This is a genomic window from Actinosynnema sp. ALI-1.44 (genome assembly GCF_001984155.1).
Classification (GTDB): domain Bacteria; phylum Actinomycetota; class Actinomycetes; order Mycobacteriales; family Pseudonocardiaceae; genus Kibdelosporangium.
The window spans coordinates 558,528-577,665 of sequence record NZ_MTQO01000051.1; the positions used below are offsets into that span (position 1 = coordinate 558,528).

At 67.9% G+C, this 19,138-nt stretch carries 16 protein-coding genes and 1 pseudogene; 9 read left to right on the top strand and 8 right to left on the bottom strand.

Annotation, left to right across the window (positions count from 1 at the left end):
- Positions 1-147: 147 nt before the first annotated feature.
- From ALI144C_RS37615 to ALI144C_RS37625, 3 genes are all read right to left on the bottom strand, one after another.
- A complete protein-coding gene (locus tag ALI144C_RS37615; protein ID WP_237774501.1) occupies positions 148-1,914 on the bottom strand; it encodes a selenium-binding protein SBP56-related protein in 1,767 nt (588 codons plus the stop codon).
- 141 nt (positions 1,915-2,055) lie between these two features.
- On the bottom strand, positions 2,056-3,651 hold the full coding sequence (locus ALI144C_RS37620; RefSeq protein ID WP_083753756.1) for a carboxylesterase/lipase family protein: 1,596 nt from the start codon (positions 3,649-3,651) through the stop codon (positions 2,056-2,058).
- An 11-nt stretch (positions 3,652-3,662) separates the two neighbouring features.
- Positions 3,663-4,850, bottom strand: a complete 1,188-nt coding sequence (locus ALI144C_RS37625; RefSeq protein ID WP_076991969.1) for an acyltransferase family protein — start codon at positions 4,848-4,850, stop codon at positions 3,663-3,665.
- A gap of 241 nt (positions 4,851-5,091) precedes the next feature.
- Between ALI144C_RS37625 and ALI144C_RS55935 the strand changes: the two genes are divergently transcribed.
- Complete coding sequence (locus ALI144C_RS55935; protein WP_076991970.1) at positions 5,092-5,532, top strand: enediyne antibiotic chromoprotein; 441 nt, start codon at positions 5,092-5,094, stop codon at positions 5,530-5,532.
- Between the two features lie 168 nt (positions 5,533-5,700).
- Positions 5,701-6,903 (top strand): DUF6004 family protein, encoded by a 1,203-nt coding sequence (locus ALI144C_RS37635; protein WP_076991971.1) that lies wholly within the window; start codon positions 5,701-5,703, stop codon positions 6,901-6,903.
- A 70-nt stretch (positions 6,904-6,973) separates the two neighbouring features.
- Here the strand turns inward: ALI144C_RS37635 and ALI144C_RS55940 are convergent, their stop codons facing one another.
- Genes ALI144C_RS55940 through ALI144C_RS37645 form a run of 3 tightly spaced genes read right to left on the bottom strand, consistent with a single transcriptional unit; the run spans position 6,974 to position 10,028 of the window.
- Positions 6,974-7,120, bottom strand: coding sequence for a hypothetical protein (locus tag ALI144C_RS55940; protein WP_168211451.1), 147 nt, complete (start codon positions 7,118-7,120; stop codon positions 6,974-6,976).
- A 57-nt stretch (positions 7,121-7,177) separates the two neighbouring features.
- The gene (locus tag ALI144C_RS37640; RefSeq protein ID WP_076991972.1) at positions 7,178-8,713 is read right to left on the bottom strand and encodes an ABC transporter substrate-binding protein; all 1,536 of its coding nucleotides are present in this window, start codon (positions 8,711-8,713) and stop codon (positions 7,178-7,180) included.
- A 16-nt stretch (positions 8,714-8,729) separates the two neighbouring features.
- The gene (locus tag ALI144C_RS37645; protein ID WP_237774503.1) at positions 8,730-10,028 is read right to left on the bottom strand and encodes an aminotransferase class V-fold PLP-dependent enzyme; all 1,299 of its coding nucleotides are present in this window, start codon (positions 10,026-10,028) and stop codon (positions 8,730-8,732) included.
- Between the two features lie 154 nt (positions 10,029-10,182).
- Between ALI144C_RS37645 and ALI144C_RS37650 the strand changes: the two genes are divergently transcribed.
- Positions 10,183-10,833 (top strand): winged helix-turn-helix transcriptional regulator, encoded by a 651-nt coding sequence (locus tag ALI144C_RS37650; RefSeq protein ID WP_076991974.1) that lies wholly within the window; start codon positions 10,183-10,185, stop codon positions 10,831-10,833.
- On the opposite strand, the gene add is transcribed toward ALI144C_RS37650, so the two are convergent.
- Entirely contained in the window at positions 10,826-11,845 is a 1,020-nt protein-coding gene (gene add, locus ALI144C_RS37655; protein ID WP_076991975.1) for an adenosine deaminase, read from the bottom strand. The genes ALI144C_RS37650 and add overlap by 8 nt on opposite strands.
- 164 nt (positions 11,846-12,009) lie before the next feature.
- On the opposite strand from add, the gene ALI144C_RS37660 reads away from it, so the two are divergent.
- The 4 genes from ALI144C_RS37660 (at position 12,010) to ALI144C_RS37675 (ending at position 15,520) form a co-directional block, all read left to right on the top strand.
- A complete protein-coding gene (locus ALI144C_RS37660) occupies positions 12,010-12,894 on the top strand; it encodes a 50S ribosomal protein L11 methyltransferase (RefSeq protein WP_076991976.1) in 885 nt (294 codons plus the stop codon).
- Positions 12,894-13,532 carry a hypothetical protein gene (locus ALI144C_RS37665; protein ID WP_076991977.1) on the top strand — a complete coding sequence of 213 codons (639 nt, stop codon included), beginning with the start codon at positions 12,894-12,896 and terminating at the stop codon, positions 13,530-13,532. Before ALI144C_RS37660 ends, ALI144C_RS37665 begins: the two co-directional genes overlap by 1 nt.
- A gap of 14 nt (positions 13,533-13,546) precedes the next feature.
- Positions 13,547-14,815 carry an ABC1 kinase family protein gene (locus ALI144C_RS37670; protein WP_076991978.1) on the top strand — a complete coding sequence of 423 codons (1,269 nt, stop codon included), beginning with the start codon at positions 13,547-13,549 and terminating at the stop codon, positions 14,813-14,815.
- Between the two features lie 168 nt (positions 14,816-14,983).
- Positions 14,984-15,520, top strand: a complete 537-nt coding sequence (locus tag ALI144C_RS37675) for a carboxymuconolactone decarboxylase family protein (protein WP_076991979.1) — start codon at positions 14,984-14,986, stop codon at positions 15,518-15,520.
- A gap of 161 nt (positions 15,521-15,681) precedes the next feature.
- Here the strand turns inward: ALI144C_RS37675 and ALI144C_RS37680 are convergent, their stop codons facing one another.
- On the bottom strand, positions 15,682-16,533 hold the full coding sequence (locus ALI144C_RS37680) for a maleylpyruvate isomerase N-terminal domain-containing protein (RefSeq protein WP_076991980.1): 852 nt from the start codon (positions 16,531-16,533) through the stop codon (positions 15,682-15,684).
- Between the two features lie 396 nt (positions 16,534-16,929).
- On the opposite strand from ALI144C_RS37680, the pseudogene ALI144C_RS58010 reads away from it, so the two are divergent.
- Together ALI144C_RS58010 and ALI144C_RS58015 are read left to right on the top strand one after the other, a co-directional pair.
- A pseudogene (locus ALI144C_RS58010) lies at positions 16,930-17,712 on the top strand (sensor domain-containing protein); the annotation flags it as partial.
- Positions 17,713-18,093: 381 nt separating this feature from the next.
- Entirely contained in the window at positions 18,094-18,744 is a 651-nt protein-coding gene (locus ALI144C_RS58015) for a response regulator (RefSeq protein WP_076992075.1), read from the top strand.
- Positions 18,745-19,138: the final 394 nt, after the last annotated feature.

Below are 19,138 nucleotides of genomic sequence, written 5' to 3' on the forward strand. Positions count from 1 at the left end.
TCACAGCAGTTCACTCCCTAGCAGGAGAACGGCGGGTCTCGCTCCGGCCAGTCGCTCCGGAGCGAAACCCACGGCGGGTTGAGCGAGATCTCCAGGTCGTGCCCTGAAGTCCGGCGGTGTTGTCGCGGACAGGGCCTTGAACACGCTCTAGCGAACGTCTTTGTCCGCGACCGCGAACAGCACGCCGTGCGGTCTGGCGTACGAGGTGGCGCCATGCGGCCAGCGGTTGCGGTTGAAGTTGACGCACGTGCCGTCATGACGGCCGTCGGAGAACGACGTGTCCAGGGACAGCCGCCCGTGGTGTCCGATGTCGACCATGCACACCTTGTGGTTGCCGTCCTGGCTGGCCGCCGCGACGAAGTAGTTCGCGACCACCAGGCGCTTCGGCTGTGTGGTCTCGTGGTAGTAGCCGTCCCAGCCGAGCCGGAAGTTGTCCAGCGCGCCCCAGTGCGGACCGCCGCCGCCGTCGTTGGTGGTGTCCCGGATCGGCAGGATGCCGAGGACGGCGGGGCAGTCGGGCTCCGCGCCGCCCTGGGTGACCTCTTCGATGGTGTCGATGCTGCACCGGGTGTCCTTGCCCGCGGCCACCAGCTTCTGGATGTCCAGGACGTACACCATGCCGGTGAGCGCTTCACCCGGTGAGAACAGCCCGCCTGCCCGGACGGTGTGGTAGAGGTACCGGTCGTCGGGACTGGTCTGCAGCCACGAACCCCCGTCCGCGCCCGCGGTCGGCGTGTTGGTCGGGAAGATCTTCTTGAAGGCGGTCGTGTCGTCGAAGACCTCACGCCACACCGGGTTCGGGTCGGTGATGTCGGGCGTGTAGTAGATCACTCCACCGCCCATTGTGGACACGAAGGCGCCCTTGTGCTCCGGCCGGTTGGTCACCGTCGTTTCCATGGCGCCGTAGGGTTCGTCGACGAGGGGCAGCGGTTCCTGGCGCGGACCGTTCGGCAGCCGGGACAGCGAGACCAGCGACGGGTTGTTGCGCTGGGAGATGTCGAAGATCCGGACCGTGTCGCGGGAGAACAGGTAGTCGTCGGGATCACCGGTCGGTGGCCCCGGCGGCCCGAGGATCTCGCGGACCTCGAGGAAGTCGGCGGTGACCATCCGGTTCAGATCCTCACGCACCTGTATGCCGTGCGGGTTGGCGCAGGTCTTGACCGCCATCGCGGGGTTGTTCTTGCACGTGGCGCCTTCCGAAGTCGGTCGCGCCACCGGGATCTCAGCGAGTGTCCGCCCGTCCGGTCCGAACCGGACGATCTCGCCGGGGGAGCCGCCGAACCCGTTGCCGACACGGACTTCGCCGTTGGTGTACGTGCACGGACCGGACACACTCGGTCCGCCCATGTAGGTGCCGTACGCGGTTCCGTCCTTGAGGACCCAGTACGCGTCCGGAACCGACCCGCACGGCGTCTGGCTGGGTGGCGCCACTCCGGCGAGGCTCAGCCGCGGGAGCTTGGTCGCGTCGAACACGAAGGTGGTGCTGGTGAACATCGCACCCGCGTAGATCTTGTCGCCCTTGTGCCAGATGTACTGCATGTGATGGGGCTCGGTCTGCGTGTCCGGCCCCATGGTGACCGTGTTGACCACCTTGCCGTAGGTCGGTGAGTGCTTCGTCGCGTCGATCACCGCGAGGAAGTCGGGATCCTGGCGGCTGCCGGTCGACTTCTCCGAACCGGCCCAGACCAGCAGCCACTCCTTGCGGATACCGTGGCCGCGTCTGTCCTGGACGATGTGGTTGGTCGCGGTGTAGGTCTTTCCATCCGGAGCGGTGAATGTCGACGTGCTGATGTCGACCGCGTCGGCGGTGGCGGGCGCGGGCGCACCGGTGACCACACCGGCCGCGACGCACAGGGTGCCGAGCATGGCGGCGAATCGCCGACGACGGGCCTTCGTCAACCGGGATCGGAACATGAGCGTGGCTCCTAGCTGGGACAGGACGGCGATGTTCGGATGAGACCCGGAGGGTGTGGAACAGGCAACAACTACAGAATCGTATAGCAAGTCATCGCAGGTGAGAACAGGTCCAATGGAAACTTTTCTCGTGACGGTGTCTCAGGCCGGGATCGTGGACCAGAACGCGCAGTTGTGCCGCTGTGCCAGGTCGTCGACGGTGTGCACGCCGCCCGGTCCGGTGTCCAGTGACAGCGTTTTCTCTGGTGTGGCAGGGAATGTGAAGGCCGGCCACTGAGGAAGGCCGTGGCCGTTCGGGGTTCCGCCGGCGACGAATCCCGCCCACTGCCGGGTCATCGTCGTGGCCAGCCGCCGTTGCTCCGGCGACAGCTCCGGGCGGAAGCCTTCGACGTCGATCAGGTACGCGACTTCCGACGTGTGGTACGCGCCGCTCGGGATGTCCGCGGGGAACTCGGTGAACGGTGGCGCGGCCCGATCGGCGAACTCGTAGGCGTAGACCCGGGTGTGCCGGGCGAGCGAGCGCATCCCGGACAGCGCCGTGCAGGTCCAGACCCGGTCGCCGAGCACCGTCGCCCACGCCAGCCCCGCTGATCCGAAGGCCTCGATCGAGTAGCGGGCCAGGACACGCGGCGCATGATCACCGAAGGACTCGACGAGCGTCTCCTGGTAGCGCTGCGGGGTTATCGGTTGTGGCCAGAGCACCGCGGCGAAGTGGCGGCCCTCGTCGCGTGTGGTGCCGGTCAGCACCGGCACCCGGTGGAACCGCCCGTCGCGCAGCGCCTGGGCGGGGTCGACGGGAAGCACGTCGTTGCCGTAGCCCGGTCCGGGCAGGGCGGACGCGACCTCGTCGTAGAGCAGGTCCTTGGCGGGTACCTGGCGCAGGCAGTCGACCGCGCTCGCCGGGTCACGGCAACCGCGTGCCACCGCGAGCGAGACGCCGGCTGACGCCACTTCGGCGCTGGGGATCCAGGTCGCACCCGGCGGCTGGCCGGGATAGATCCCGTTGGCCGGCCACGTCTGCGAGCAGCCGCCGCTCTGCATGAGCAGCCGGTGGAACAGGCCGGCGGCGGTGGGTGACGTCAGGTGCGCGCAGGCCGTCATCGCTCCCGCCGAGCTGCCGCCCAGCGTGACGTTGCCGGGGTCCCCGCCGAAAGCGGCGATGTGTGTCCGTACCCACCGCAGTGCGGCCTGCTGGTCCTGCAAGCCGAAGCCGCCCGAACCGGCGAGCGTGGGATGTCCGAAGTAGGCGAAGACGCCCAGCCGGTAGTTCGGCGTCACGATGATCATCCGCCCGGCCGCGGCCAGCCGCTCGACGTGCTGGTCCGCCCCGGAGCCGCTGATGAAGCCACCGCTGTGCAGCCACACCAGCACGGGCAGCGGGCGGTGGCGGGGCGGTGTCCGCGGCGTGGTGACGTTCAGGTAGAGGCAGTCCTCCTCGGTACTGACCGGAGTGCCCTGCCCGGCGTCCTGCGCACACCGCGCACCAGGTTTGGTGGCGTCCCGGATCCCGGTCCATCGATCGGCCGCGTCCGGTGGGCGCCACCGCGCGGCACCGACCGGCGGCGCGGCGAACGGAATGCCCTGGAACAGCCGCGTCCGCTCGGCGATCGAGCCGCGGAGCAGACCGGACGGGGTGCGGACGACCTGCCCGGTGTCGACCGTCGCCGACGCCGGTACGCCGAAGCACGTCAGGGTGAGGAGTGCGGCGGTCAGGAAACCGCCGAGCCGGTGGCGCATGACAGTCTCCCTCACGGGCGGCCGCCCGCTTTGCGGGCACTTGGTCGTCGGGGCTCAGGGGTGACTTCGCCGACGCGCCTCGAGGACCCGTACCGGCGGAGCACGGGCACTTCCACCGCGCGGTACAGCAGCCAGGACAGCAGGAGCGACACCACGAACAGCGCGAGCACCACCACCACCGACTCGAAGTCGTTGAGGCTCTGGCCGAGGTCGAGCGCGCCGAGCACGTAGAGCAGGACCAGCCGGTGCACCAGGTACAGCGCGTACGAGATCTCGCCGAGCCAGACAAGCGGCCTGCTCCGCAGCGGTGAGAACCGGCCTTCGACATCCGCCACCGCGCCCGCGCCGATGATCAGCGCGATGGGCACGATCAGGTACGCCACCAGGCTGAAGGTGGACGGGACCAGGGTGGCCGGCACGTAACCGATCACGGCCAGCAGCGTCGCGGTGCCCATGCCCACCGGGATCCAGCGGCCGGAGCGCACGATCTCGGCGAGAATCATGCCGAGGACGAACTCGAGGGCGCGCACCGGCGGGAGGAAGTAGACGAACCAGCCCTGCCAGGTGACGACCTCGGGCGCGTACGGAAGCGCGGAGCCGGGCAGCAGTCCGGCGACCAGCGGCACGATCGCGATCGCCACGACGACCCCCGCCGCCCACCACCAGAGCCTGTGCGGCGCGATCCGGCGGACGCCGGCGATCAGCAGCGGGAAGCTGGCGTAGAAGAAAACCTCGCACGCCAGCGACCAGCTGACGCCGTTGATGCCGTCGAGCAGGTCGTAGCGGGGGAACCAGCTGTGGACCAGCAGCAGGTTCGACAGGAACTGCCAGACCGTCGGCAGGGTTCCGGTCAGCCACATCAGGCCAAGGGTGATCACGAAGGTGACCACGTGATTGGGGTAGATCTTGAAGATCCGGCGGCGCCAGAAGCGGCGCGCGGTGTCGTCGGGCCTGGCCGACCAGGCGAGGACGAATCCACTGAGGACGAAGAAGAACGACACCCCGATGGCGGCCGACGGGGCCCACACGGTGCTCAGCGCCGTCGCCACCGGGCCGGAACTGGTTGGGAACTCGGTGAAGGCGTGTGCGAAGAAGACCATGCCCGCCGCGACGAACCGCATTCCGGTCAGCGTGGGCAACCGGGACCTTCCGGTTGTGCGGCCGGAGCGCCCGAGATCGGCGTCGCTGCTGGAGACCATGGCGAGGGACCTTCCGTCAGGCCAGGACGTCACCGGATCGACCGACGCTAGCACGTTGCGCAATAATGCTACAGAAACATATACTCATTGTGCGTCGCCGGTAACGCGGAGCGACGTGGCGACCGGTGCGCGCGCACAGGCGTGTGGTCCGTTTTGGGTCAGAAGTCTGATCTGGCTGGGCCTTGTCGTCTCGCGTACGGGCGTCCCTCATCCACCCATTTCTGATGATCGGGGCACAGAAGTGACTTTCAGCAGGAGATCTCGCGTCCTTGGCAGGGTTGCCGCGGTTTCTTTCGGCCTGGCGCTGGGCGCTCAGGTCGGCATTGGTGCCGCCGCGTCCGCGCCGGGCCTGTCCGTCACGCCGTCGACCGGACTGTCGCACGGCCAGGCGGTGACCGTGTCGGTGAGCGGTTTCCCGGCGAACGCCGTGGTGTGGGTGTCGGAGTGCGCGGAACCGACAGCCGGTCACGTCGTCTGTGACATCCCGGGAATTTCCCAGATCACCGCGGACGGCGGCGGCGCCGGGTCCACCACGCTCACGGCGTGGCAGAAGTACACCGCCTACAGCGAACCGGGTGTCGTGTGGGGCACCGTTGACTGCGCGACCGTCTCGGGTGGATGTTTCGTCGCCGCCGCGACGGACAGCTCACCCATGATCAAGCAAGCGATCTCGTTCGGCTGACCGGAGCGTCCTCGGTCGGTGTGCGCGCCATGCCGGTTGTGTCCGTACCTTGGCGCGACTGTTGACTAGCTACTAAAACATATAGTTTGATGGACGCGTTGAGTCTCACGGACGCCGCGGTCGGCGGCGTCCGAAGCACAACCTGACAGGCTCCTGGAGGTGTCTGGATTGAGTTCATTGCGGGAGACCTACGAATCACTGAACCTGGAACCCAAGCCGATCCGTCCGCACATTCTGGCGGCGGCAACGGTGGTCTTCGGTGACGACTACTACGCGGGGCGGAAGGAGACCATCAACCTCTCCGGTTTCGTTCAGCTCAACAAGTGGCCGATGCCCGGGTTCGAGCACACGGTGGACGAGAAGGGCTACGCGGAGTTCGCGACCGAGCTGATCAGCGCGCCCGAGGTCGGCATCAAGGGCTTCAGCTACGAGTTGGACGACCGCATCCAGGTGCTGTCCAACCCGTTCCTGCCCAACAGCGGGCACGTGCGTCAGATCGTGCCGGGCAAGAACTTCCCGGCCGAGTTCTACATCCGCCGGTTCGGCATCCTCGAGTCCAGCACACTGCGGCTGGCCCACCGCAACGTGATCGACATCTACGGCGTCGTGGACAGCGTTCCGCCGTTCAAGAAGCCGCTGACCGGTCCGTACCTGGGCAAGCCGCGTGGTGACGGTCCGTTCGACGTCGTGCAGGCACCGAACGTGGTGCGCGGCACGACGCTGCCGGAGGCCTGGTACCAGGCCAACGACGAGAACGAGCCGGTCGGCATCACGCCGTCGATGTTCTTCGCACCGAGTGCGGGCCCGTGCATGTCGATGCTGGTGGACCCCTCGATGATCATGCAGGTCTCGCTCGAGGGCCAGGCGACCGTCGAGGTCGGCGGCAAGACCGTGAAGATCGACCTCGCCGGTGACTACCGGAAGGCGGCCGGCACGGAGATCCTGCTGTTCGGGCCGGAGAAGCACGACGAAGGCGCCGGTGTGCAGGCGCAGATCGCGCGTGTCGCGGTGACCGGCCACTGCGCCGAACTCGGCGGCCGCGTGATGCTGCGGGTGAGCTGGCCGCGTCCGTCCGGCGGCACGCTCGGCGAGGGCGACGAGGACAGCCTGAGCCGCGTGAAGTACCCGAGCGAACTGCACATCGACACCGAGTTCGAACTCGTGACCCCGGAAGCGACGCTGTACGCGACCAACCCGGTGCACGTTTTCGGCAAGCTGTCGAGCATGGAGGCGACCGGCACCGAGCTGCAGATGAACGGCACGGACACCGCGCTGGTCACCACCGAGGACGAGGTCAAGGCCCGGCTCACCGGTGTCAACCTCGTGATGCGGGACGCGTACGTCGGCGAGCACGCTGCTGTGAACGTCTGACGACGGGTTGATCGGATGTCCGCGCGGCCCGTGAACTCACGGGCCGCGCGGAAGCCTGTGCGGGGGCGGTTTATTCGTCCCGCGACCGTTCGATCACGAAGATCGTGTCGCTGAAGGACAGTCGCAGCAGGTCGACGGTGAACTGCTGCTCCCCGCCGGTGGGGTCGACAGTGGGTTCGACGGCGGTGTCGGCGGTGGATGGCGGAAGCTCGGGCACAAGTCACTCCTCACCTGTGGAATGCACGTAACAGCGCCGGACCAGGTGGGCGCCGGATCAGGTGGGCGTCGCCAACTCCAGCGTGGCCAGGTCGTAGCCGAAACCGATCGCGGGCATCGGACGCGCGTCACGGACTCGGTCTCCACGCAGCGCCGGCACCGACGGTTCGTTGAACAGCAGTGGGACCACCGCGACATCGGCCAGTACCCGGTTTTCCACACGTTGCCACGCGGTGACGGCCCGCAGCGGTTGCAACTCCGCCAGCGCCTCGTCGATCAGCGCGTCGACCTCCGGCGAGCTGTAGCCGCCGTAGTTCCCCGGTGCGTCGGACTGGAACATCCGCTGCAGGAACACCCGCGCGTTGTTGTGGAACCAGTCCGGCGACCAGGACACCAGCGTCATGTCCCACTCCGCCGCCGGATCGGCCAGCGTGGCCCGCAGTTCGGCCTGCTCGAGCGCGAGCGCGGTGACCGTGATGCCCACCTTCGCCAAGTCGGCCGCGACCGCGTTGGCGACCATGGCGTCGGTCGGGGCGTGCAGCATGCGCAGACGCGTTCCCGCTGCCGAACCGGCAGGCACCGCCGGACCCGTCTCCTGGTGGCCGTCGTTGCCGGGCGGGATGATGGAGTACGCGGCCCGCTTGCCCGGCCCAGCCAACGTTTCCCGGTCGATCGCCCCGGCGACGGCTCGGCGGACCGCCAGGTCGACATCGTCCCGGCGCATGTTGAAAAGGAGGCACGGATCGAGCGCGCTGCCGAGGTCGACGGCGGTCGCCGCCGCGGTCACTGGCACGTTCCACGTCAGGTCCGCGGCCCCCGACCGGACCGCCGCCGCTGCGGTGTCCCCTGTGGACGGGATGACCCGGATGGCACTCAGCCGCCGTTGCCTGACCGGATCGGACGCCGGGTCCCACACCGGGTTGGGCTCGAACTGGGCGATGCTGCCCGGGACGGGCCGGTACGGTCCGAGGGACCGGATGTGTTCGCGGAACTCCGGGCTGTCGGGCACGAACGCGTCGTACTCCGCCGGCGCGGGAGAGGCGCACGGCAACGCCAGGATGTCGACGATGTCCAGCGTCGGCCGGAGCAGTTCGATCACGAGGCTTTCGTCGTCCAACGCGAACACGCCCGCGATCTCGTGTGTGTTCTGGAAGCGCGCCAACTGCTCGGCAGTGCCGTCCGGTGCCGCCGCGGCGAACTCGCGGTGGTACTCGGCCATGCCCCGGATGGTGCTGGTGAAGAACGGCAGCGCCGGGTTGCGCACGGTCGGCCCGGCCAGCCGCTTCAGTCCGCGCACCACGTCGTGCGCGGTCAGCGGCCGAGGCGGGGTGGTGTCCCAGCGGACCCCGGGGCGCAGGTGCACGACATAGCTGCGACCGCTGGCGCCGAGGCCCGCGTTGTAGATCGACGGGATCGCCGTGGCCAGGTCCGGTACCGGTGCGATCGCCTGCCAGTTCCTCAGGTTCATGTCCGGTTGGTAGGTGAACAGCTGACGGGTGTAGAGCCGCAGCAGTTGGCGCGTGGGGATGTGGTGCGAGCACGCCGGATCCAGGTGATCCGGGGCGCCGTGACCGTGCAGTCGCAGTATGGCCATCCGTCCGCCGCTCCCGTCAGCTCATCTCGTCGCCGAGCCGCCCCATGACGTCCACCGCGTGGTCGATCTCGTCGTGGTCGTTGAAGATGTGCGTGGTGATCCGCGCCGCGTAGTGCTGGTGCGGCGAGTCCTGGACGTCGAACTCGGTCCAGCGGATCCAGATCCGGTGCTCCAGCTCCAGCCGTTTCATGTACATGTGGATCTTCTTGACGTTCCACGCGTCCTCGGACCGGCGGAACGGGTGGAACGCGATCAGCGGCGAGCGGAGTTCCGGATCGGTCCCCGGCGAGTACAGCGCGTCCCGGCCGAAGCGGTCGGCCAGCTTGCCCCTGGCGTACTCGGCGAGTGCCATGATCCGATCCTCGATCCGGGCCCGGCCGATCTCGTCCCAGATCTCGCACGCTTTCGCCAGTGCCGCGCCGCGGGCGATGCTCGCACTGCCCGCGCTCTGCAGGTAGTCGGCGAGGTTGTCGCTCTCCACGTCGGTCCGGGACCGTGGCGGTGGACTGCCGTGCATCGGGTACCAGGTCGAGATGATCGGCCAGAACGTCGGCAGCGGCAGCGGGTTGTGCTCGGTCACCTTGTTGCGCGCGTACAACAGCCCGGTCCCGAGTGGTCCACATTGGAACTTCGAGCCGGAGCACGCCATGAAGTCCATTCCCATCGCCCGGAAGTCGGCGTTGAGCATGCCCGGCACCAGCGCGCCGTCCACCACTGTGATCAGGCCGTGCCGCTGTGCCAGGTCGCAGAGTTGGCGCACCGGCAGCTTCGTCCCGGTGAACAGGGTGATCGCGGCGAAGGCGAGCACCTTGGTCCGCGACGTGATCGCCGCTTCGAAGAGGGCCACGACCTCCTCGGCGGTGACGTCGTTCCCGATGGGCAGGGTCAGTGCCTTGACGGTGATGCCGTGCCGGTTGCGGAGCAGGTTGAAGTTCGACAGGACCGAGTAGCACTCGTGCGTGGTGGTGATGACCTCGTCGCCCTCGTGGAGGTCCAGACCGTGGATGATCCGGGCCACGCCCTCGGTCGCGTTGTGGCAGATCGACATCTCGTCCTGGTCGACCCCGTACGCCCGGGCGATGGTGGCCCGGTGTTCCGGGTACATGCCTGGCGGGTACACGTCCATCAGGCCACCGGTCCACTCCCGGGTGACCCGGTCCACTGTGTCGAGCACCGCGTAGGGCATCACGCCGATGGTGCCGGTATTGAGGTGGATGGAGTTCGGGGCGATCGCGAAGATGTCCCGGATGCTGTCCCAGGACGCTTCCCGCAGCCCGGGGCGGGTGAGCTCGCCGGTGTCCACGGTGTCGGTCACAGCATGATGGTACATGTATTTAAAGTTACTTGGTAGCTTGCTGATCGCGTCACGGCGCCGGTCCGAGGGGTGCCGAGCGCGACGGCCACCGGCGGTGCTGCCGTCCAGGTGAGATCAGTTGTTACTATCTTTACCGAAAGCGAGAGGAGGTGTCATGGCTGACAAGCGCGACTATGGGCAGTTCTGCGGGCTCGCCGCCGGGCTGAACGTCATCGGCGAGCGCTGGACACTGCTGATCATCAGGGAGCTGCTGATCGGGCCGTCCCGGTTCTCCGAGCTGATCGACAACCTGCCGGGCATCGGACCCAACCTGTTGTCGGAGCGGCTGCGGTCGCTGACCGAGCGCGGGGTCGTGCGGCAGTTGACCATGACGGGCGACGGCCGCGCCAAGGTCTACGAGCTGACCGAGCTCGGCGAGCAGCTGCGTGAGCCGGTGCTGGCGCTTGCGCACTGGGGCATGGCGTTCCTGCGCGAGGAGGACCGCAAGGGTGTCATCCGCGCGGAGTGGGGTTTTCTCGCCATTCAATCGATGATCGTGCACGACCGGATCCCGGACGTGGACGAGGTGTACGAGTTCCAGGTGGGCGACGAGGTGTTCACCATCGAGGTGCGGGACAAGAAGGTGGATTTCGGCCGCGGGCACGCAGCCGAGCCGAGCCTGACTGTCGAGTGCGACGCCGAGACGTTCATCCGCATCGGCGCCCGGATGATCACCCCGTTCGGGGCGATGGCCACCGGCGACGTCAAGATCAAGGGCGAGGTCGAGTCGGTGTACCGCTGCACCACCATGCTCGGGCTCAGCTGAGCGGCAGCCGCGCGGCGAGATAGCCGTCCAGCTCCCGGTGCAAGGCCTGCCGGGTGGCCGTGCCGCAGAACGACGCGTCGACACCCGTCCGGGCGATCGCGGCGAGGTCGGCCGCGGCAAGGCCGAACTGCCGGTGGCACAGCAGGTATTCGGCGGTGAGGGTGGTGCCGAACATGCCGGGATCGTCGGTGCCGAGCGTGACCGGAACTCCGGCGGCCAGCAACGTCGGCAGTGGATGGTCCGCGGCCGCGGCCACGGCACGGGTGCGCAGGTTCGACGTGGGGCAGATCTCCAGTGTGATCCGGTGCTCGGCGAGGTGGCGCCGCAGCGACGGGTCCTGAACCGCGGCTATGCCGTGTCCGACGCGTTCCGCCGACAGTTCCCGGACCGCGGCCCACACCTGCTCCGGACCGGAGACCTCACCGGCGTGCGGAACGCTGTGCAGCCCGGCTGCCCGTGCGGCGGCGAAAGTGTCCCGGAACCACTCCCGTGCGATCCCCGCCTCGGGCCCGCCGAGGCCGAATCCGACGGTGCCGCTCGGTTGCCAGGTCAATACCCAGTCCAGTGTGGCCGGTCCGGCCGTGGGGCCGTCGTCGCCGGAGACGTCGTGCACCCAGGCGAGCTCGACGCCCATCCGGGCCGCGGCGGATCGCCCGGCTGTCAGTGCCTCGGCCAGCTCCTGAGCGGGGACACCGGCCTTCAGATGGGACATCGGGGTGACCGTCACCTCCGCGTAGCGGACGTTGTCCCGGCACAGGTCGGCGGCCAGTCCAGTGATCAGCGTCACCACATCCTCGCCAGTGGTCACCAGACGGTTGACGGCCGTGTACACCTCGACGAAGTGTGCGAAATCGACGAACCGGTAGTACTCGGCCAAGGTTTCGGGCTCGGTGGGCACGGCGTGTCGCGGGTGCCGTCGGGCCAGTTCGGCGACGGTCGGCACGCTGGCCGCGCCGAGCAGGTGCAGATGCAGATCGACCTTGGGCAGCCCGGCGACGAATTCCTCCAGCATACCAGCCACAAGGGGAAGGGTAGCAGTTATAGGAGTTAAGCCATGGCGGCCGAGCGTGGCCAGGTGAGGCTGAAGGCTTGACACAGTCCCTGCTGCGGGTTGTAGTTAGTTAGGCAATATATAGTGACCTGCTGGGGTTTGAACTGCCTTCGGACGGAGCGAGCATGGATCCTCAGTCAGTGCTCATGCACCAGGCGATGCTCGCCGACCGACCACGGATGCGCGCCTACGACCGCGCACTGGAGCAGGCTGTCGGACCCGGTGACGTGGTGGTCGACGTGGGCGCGGGCGCGCTGGCCCTGTCGATGTTGGCACTGCGGCACGGCGCCGGACACGTGTACGCCGTCGAGGCGGATCCGGACCTCGTCGCAGTGGCGGAGGCCATCGTGCGGGACAACGATCTCAAGGGCCGCATCACCGTCGTCCAGGCGGACGCGCGAGTGGTCAGGCTGCCCCGCAAGGCGGACGTGGTGGTGGCCGAACTGATCGGCAACCTCGGTCCGGAAGAAGACATGATGGGTGCGGTGGGTTCGGTCGCCCGTCGCTGGCTCGTGCCGGGCGGCCGAGTCGTGCCGAGAGGACTGGCGACCCGGCTGGCCGCGATCGAGTTCGACCAAGAGGGCTGGGGTCTGTGGGGTGACGACTTCCTCGGCTACCGGATGAGCGCGGTCCAGCAGCTGGTCGCGCCCGCCGCCCAGCTGCACTTCTTCCAGCGACACCCTCGGCTGCTCAGCGAACCCGTCCTGGCCGAGGGACTGCGGCCGGGCGGGCCGCCTTGGAGCGGACGGCTGCGGATCGCCGAGCCGGGCACCCTGCACGCGGTGATCGGCTACTTCACCGTGGATCTGGCCGACGGAGTGACGCTGACGAACTTCCCGTCCTACCCAGGTTGCAACTGGGCTGTGTGGGTGTGGCCGGTGCGGCACACCGGGGTCGCAGTCGACACGGAACTGTCCGTACGACTGCACAGTCCGCGCGGCAGACGCCAGGGCCGGGTGGCCACCGACTGGTGGCTGGAATGCGGCCTGGTCGGGCGAGGAGCGGACTGATGCCGTTCTCACTCGGCACCACACGGGACATCCCGGTGCGCGCGCTCAAACCCTGTGGCCTCACCTGGTCGGGGGAATATCTGTGGTTCTCCGAGTCGGTCTCCGGCCAGATCTCGGCGCTCGACCCGGTCACCGGCACGGTGGAGCGGCGCATCGCGTGCCCAGAGCTGTGCACGGACCTGACCACCATGGGTGGCAACCTGGTACAGGTGGTCGGGCGGACGCGGTATCTGCGCGTCATCCACCCAGTGTCCGGCGAGGTGGTGACCGAGCTGCCCAACCCGCGCTCCGGACACGCGCTGTCCGGACTGGAAGCGACCCGGGATGGCGTCTGGTTCGGCTACGAGGACCTGCAACTGGTCGACCTGCGCAGCACCGACAACTGGCGGCTGATCGACGTGATTCCTGTGCGGGGCAGGGTTTCCGGGCTGACCGCGTCGGACAGCTACGTGGCATACACCGACTACCGCGCGGGCACGATCAACATGGTGGACTACCGGACCGGACGGGAACTCGTCGCGTACGACCCTCCCGGCAACCCGACCGGGATCACCTGGGACGGCAATCGGATCTGGTATTGCGACTACACCACGCTCCAGTTGCGGGCGATCGAGGTTCCGGGCATCAGCGGGTTCTGACCTGGGGAGACAAGATGGCTCTTGTGGTCCGGGCGGTCAAGATCGTGGTGTTGTCGACAGCCGTCATGCTTCCCGCTGTGCTCGTCGGGCTGCTCAGGGCAGTCATCTCAGGCCGTACTGCCGGGAAACGGCACGTCTACCGGCAGTTGACCAGTCTGCTCATGCTACTCGGACCGACGTTCGTCAAAGCGGGCCAAGTGCTCGGCACCCGCAGGGACCTGCTGCCGGCCGAGCTGTGTGCGCAGCTGTCGGTGTTGCAGGACTCGGTGAGCCCGATGAACGTCGAGCAGACTCGGCTGGCGCTGCGCGAGGCGTACGGCGACTCGGTCGATGAGATCTTCGCCGAGGTCGACCTCCAGCCGGTCGCCAGCGGCAGCGTGGCCTCTGTCTACCGAGCGGGACTGGGCACCGGTGCCGACGTGGCGGTCAAGCTGCGCCGCCCCGGTATCGAGGAGGTCATGCGCAGGGACCTGACACTGATCCACAAGGGTGCGGCGCTCGTGGCGAGGCTCCCGGTGTTCCGAGGTGTGCCGGTGACCGAGGTGGTCGGGGCCATGGCGGACGCGGTACTGGGGCAACTGGACTTCGAGCGGGAGGCCGATGCGCTGATACGGTTGCGTGAGAACCTGTCGGCGGTGCCACGGGTCTGGGTGCCACAGGTGTATCCGGAGGCGTGCACACCGCAGTGCGTTGTCATGGAATACATCCCCGGCCTCGCGCTGGACACCGCGGAACACTGCACGGCCGCCGCCCGCAAGCGGTTCGCGGCGTCCGGGCTGTCGGCGATGTACCAGATGCTGTTCGTGGACGGGTTCGTGCACTGCGACATGCATCCCGGCAACCTGTACTTCACAAGCGGAGCACAGGTGATCGTCCTCGACGCCGGGTTCAGTGTCCAGTTGTCCGAACGGATGCGCCGCCTCTTCGCGGAGTTCTTCATGAACATGTCCATTGGCCGCGGTCGCAAGGCCGCCGAGATCGTGATCGAGAGCTCGGCGGGTGTGCGCGCGGATGCCGACATCGAGGGCTTCACGGTTCGGATGGCCGATCTGGTGGAACGCAGCCACGGCCAACCGGCCAAGGAGTTCAGCCTGATCGCGTTCGCCACTGAGATGTTCGACCTGCAACGCCGGTTCGGCATCCACGCCGCGTCGGAACTGATCTTCCCGCTGCTTTCGCTGCTGGTGATCGAAGGCACGATCCGCGATCTGGACCCGAACATGGACTTCCAGAAGGCGGCCGAGCCGATGTTGATGCGCGGCCTGTTCGGCACGAAGCGGTGATACGGCACTGGACGTCAGGCAGGCGGTGAGAGAGCTGGTGGGCTGCTGTGCCGCATCGGGATCGTCGCCCGGCCTTCGACCACCTGAACGCGGGGACCACGGCACCGGCACCGTGTACTCTCCTTGGCCGGAGGTCGTTACCGGAAATGTAACCAGCCAGGAGGTCATGTGCCGCACATCAAGCTGGATTCCGAGTCGCCCGGGATCATCGGGTTGTTCGAGTACCGCCCGGAAACAGCCAAACCGTTGGGCGAATTGGCCGACGTGCTTCTCCGCGGCCCGAGCACACTGAGCCGGGGTGAGCGGGAGCTGATCGCCACCGTGGTGTCCGACGGAAACGAATGCGAGTTCTGCGCGTCCGCGCACGGGGCGTTCGCGGCAGCGCAGCTCGATGGTGGCTTGCCACTCGTGCGGGCGGCGACCGACGACTACCGGAACGCGCCGATCTCCGACAAACTCAAGGCTTTGCTGGCGATCGCGCTGCTGGTTCGGCAAGGCGGCCGTGCTGTCGACGCGGCGAGCGTCGCGGCAGCCAAAGACGCGGGGGCGACCGATCTCGAGATCCACGACACGGTGTTGATCGCGGCGGCGTTCTGCATGTTCAACCGGTACGTCGACGGACTGGCCACCGAGACACCCGCCTCGGACGAAGCTTATGCCGCGCGGGCACAGCAGATCGTCGAGCACGGGTACGCCAAAACCTAGCCGATCTAGTCCCGCGAACTGTGAATGGTGAGACTGTCACGCCATGCCGACACCTCTGGTTCGGCGACCGGTACCGGGTCGCCGAACCGCACATCACGAACAGCAGCCTAAGAGCCAGGGAAGATTCCCCTTCCTGGGCCCCAGTCACGAGGGCCAGGCGGTCACGGAAAACGAACGGCCCGCAAGAATGCTGGGAGCAGCCAAGGCCTGCGGCCCCAGACCACGACCCGGCCGGTGAGCGCTGAGCGCACCTTGCCGAGGCGGTTGAACAGGATCAGCATCAGGGCCGCTGGTTCGAAGAACAGCGTGGCGTCGACGGCAGTCCTGTCCGGAGGCTCGACCCCCATCCGGCTGTCCTGCGCCACCAACGTGACGGGCGTGGTGTAGCGGGACCGGAAGCGGATGGCGATCCGGGAGCGGGACATAGGTTCGTGCTCCAGGAGCCGTCCGGTGTCGCCGCTGAGCAGAGTGACGAGGAACATCTCGAAGGCCATGGCCGCGTCGCGCTGCGGAATGGCCCACGGCGCACCGACCGCACCGGCGATGTCCCGTCCGTGCAAGAGAAGTTCGTTGAGCAGGTGGGCATACCACCCGGCGATGGGCAGTTGGGCGTCGCCGAGCCAGCCGACCCGCCGCAGGGGATCGAGGTCGTCGCTGATCGCCAGCAGTTGCTCGACGGCGCTGCCGACCCGGACGGCGAGCACCATGGGATCGCGTTCGGTCAGGTGTTGCAGCGTGTATTCGTTCAACCCGCCGAGTTCGTCGAGAGCTGTCTGCCTCATCCGTGTGTCGACGCCGGGGATCGGATGTGGTTTCGTCATCGCGGGCAGCAAGCTGGTGTAGGACGAGGCCACGACCGCGACGTGTGCGGCCGTCTGGGCCACCGACCATGTGCCCACGGCAGGCGCCTCCGGTTGCCTCACCGAAGACAGCAGCCGTGTGAACCGATCACCGGCTTGCCGCAGCGACTCTCGCACAGCCAGCCACTGTTCTGGCGTCGACGATGTGGTCACAGTGTCAAAATGCTACAGGGTTCTCAAGTTGGATGGCAACGTCGACGGATGGGGGCGCCGCACCCGCCACGCTGACTGTCCACACCAGACCGAGTCACTGGCTCGACTGCTGGTGCTGCCAACCGTCCCGTGGCCAGCACCCAAACGGACAGCACGGCCATCGGGATCGTCATGATCACGGTCACGGCTGGCACCCATCCCGGCAGTTCGCCCACCTGACCGTCCAACACGCCGCCACTGCGGGCGCGAACGCGAACGGCAGTTGCACCAACGGACTCACCAACGAGAAACCAAGCGCCCACGCGCCGATCATGCCCACCCAGGCGAGAGCGAACGCGAGGCAGGCGCGCGTACGGTCACGTGCTCGGCACGACTGTGGTCGCGGGGATGACGCTGATGCCGCTTGCCATCCCGGCCGCGCCGTGGCTGTTGGCGGCGTTTGGACTGGGGCGTCCGACGCCGTTGTCGTGGACGTGGGTGCTGGTACTTGTGCTCGTCGGCGGCCTGCTGCTCGGCGCGGTGCTGCCGTGGGTGGCGACGCCGGTGGCTTGGCTGGAACGACGTCGGCTGCGGCTGGTCGACGGCCGCGTGCTCGGCGACCCGCCGCGTGGCCGGATGCAGTACGCCGACCCGGTGACCTGGCGTGCCGTTGCCTACCTGGTCCTGTTGGTGACGGTCGGTGCCTTGATGTCCGCGGCCACCTGTGGTCTGCTGCTGTTCCTTGTCCTGTTGGTCGGGTCGCCTTTGCTGGTGGGCGGAACGTCCGTGGTGACGCTCGGGTTCACCACCGTCAACACCGTGGGCGCGGCGATTCTCTATGCGGCGGCAGGTGTTGTCGCGCTTGTGCTGTCCCCGTACCCGGTTGCCCTGCTCGCGGCGGCGCACAGCGCGGTGGCTCGCGCGCTGCTCCGTGACGACAACGCGCCGGTGCGCGCCGAACTGGTCGAGGTGGCGCAGTCCAGGGCCCGGCTGGTGGACCTGTTCGAAGCCGAGCGCAGGCGCATCGAGCGCGACCTGCACGACGACGCGCAGCAGCGGCTCGTCGGTCTCACCCTCCGGCTGGGACTGGCCAAAGTGGACCTCCTGCCCGACTCGCCCGCGCACGCGGAGATCACCGCCGCGCACGACGAGGCGAAGCAACTGATGACCGTGCTGCGCGAGCTCGTTCGCGGCATCCACCCCAGGGTGCTCACCGACCGCGGACTCCCCGCGGCGCTGGGGGAGTTGGCCGACCGCGCGTCGATTCCGGTGGGCGTGCGCACGGAGATCCCCGACCGCCTGCCCGCCCCCGGTCGAGGCGATCGGGTACTTCGTCGTCGCCGAGGCGTTGACCAACGTCGCCAAGCACAGCGGCGCGGCGGAGGCCACGGTCTCCGCGTACCGACGGCCTGGCGCACTTGTCCTGGAGGTTCGGGACGACGGTGTCGGCGGCGCGGATCCTGGGCGGGGAACCGGGTTGACCGGGCTGGCCGACCGTGCGGCTGTCGTGGGCGGGCGAATGTTGTTGTCCAGCCCGCCGGGTGGTCCGACCGTGGTACGCGTGGAGTTGCCGTGCGATTGATTCGAGTCGTGCTCGCCGAGGACGGCGTGTTGTTGCGAGCCGGGTTGGCTGGGCTGTTGGAGCGGTTCGGCTTCGAGGTGATCGCTCAGGTCGGCGACGCGGACGCGCTGACGGCGGCCGTCGCTCGAACCCGGCCGGACCTCGTGGTCACGGACATCCGGATGCCACCGGGGTTCACCGACGAAGGACTGCGGGCCGCCGTGCAGCTGCGGCGGGCCGATCCGGGGTTGGCGGTCGTCGCGTTGAGCCAGTACGTGGAACGCAGCTACGCCGCCGAGTTGCTGGACTCCGGTGACGGGGTGCGGGTCGGCTACCTTCTCAAGGACCGGGTTGTCGACGTGGAGGACTTCGTCGCGACGCTGCGACGGGTGGTGGCGGGTGCGACGGTGGTCGACCCGCAGGTGGTCCGTCAGCTGCTGGTCCGTCGGCGTGACCCGTTGGCCTGGTTGTCGGCGCGTGAACGTGAGGTCCTGGCCCTGGTCGCGGAAGGCCATTCGAACGCCGCGATCGCGGCCAGGCTGGTCATCACCGAGGCGGCCGTCGGCAAGCACGTCGGCAACATCCTGGCCAAGCTCGACCTACCGCCCACCGAGGACACCAACCGGCGCGTGCTCGCCGTCCTGACCTACCTGCGAGCCACAGGCTCCTGACGCCGACGAGTTCGGCAACCGCAGCCTCCCATCTTGCGCTGCCCGCGCAATTCCCGCGTGATCAACCAAAGGCGAGGTCAAGGAAATGCGCGGAGGTGGCCGTCGTTCCGCTGGGGACTTCGTTGCGGAAATCATGCGTTCGCTGATCCGAACAGTGTGATTTCTGGGAAGGGGATCGGCGCGTGAATCGGCGTTTTGCGAAAACGTCGTCGCCGAATCGAGCTTCCTTTCAGACCAGTGGAGACAGGGCTGAACGTGATACGCGATGTAGGCCCGTAAGCCGGTGGTCAATGCTGCCGAAGGGTCTAAAATCGGTCGCGCTCTTGTGTTTTCCGAGGCCACGGAGTTACTTTCCGTCACGGTCCGTCCCTGCCTTCGCGACCGAAGCCCTGGA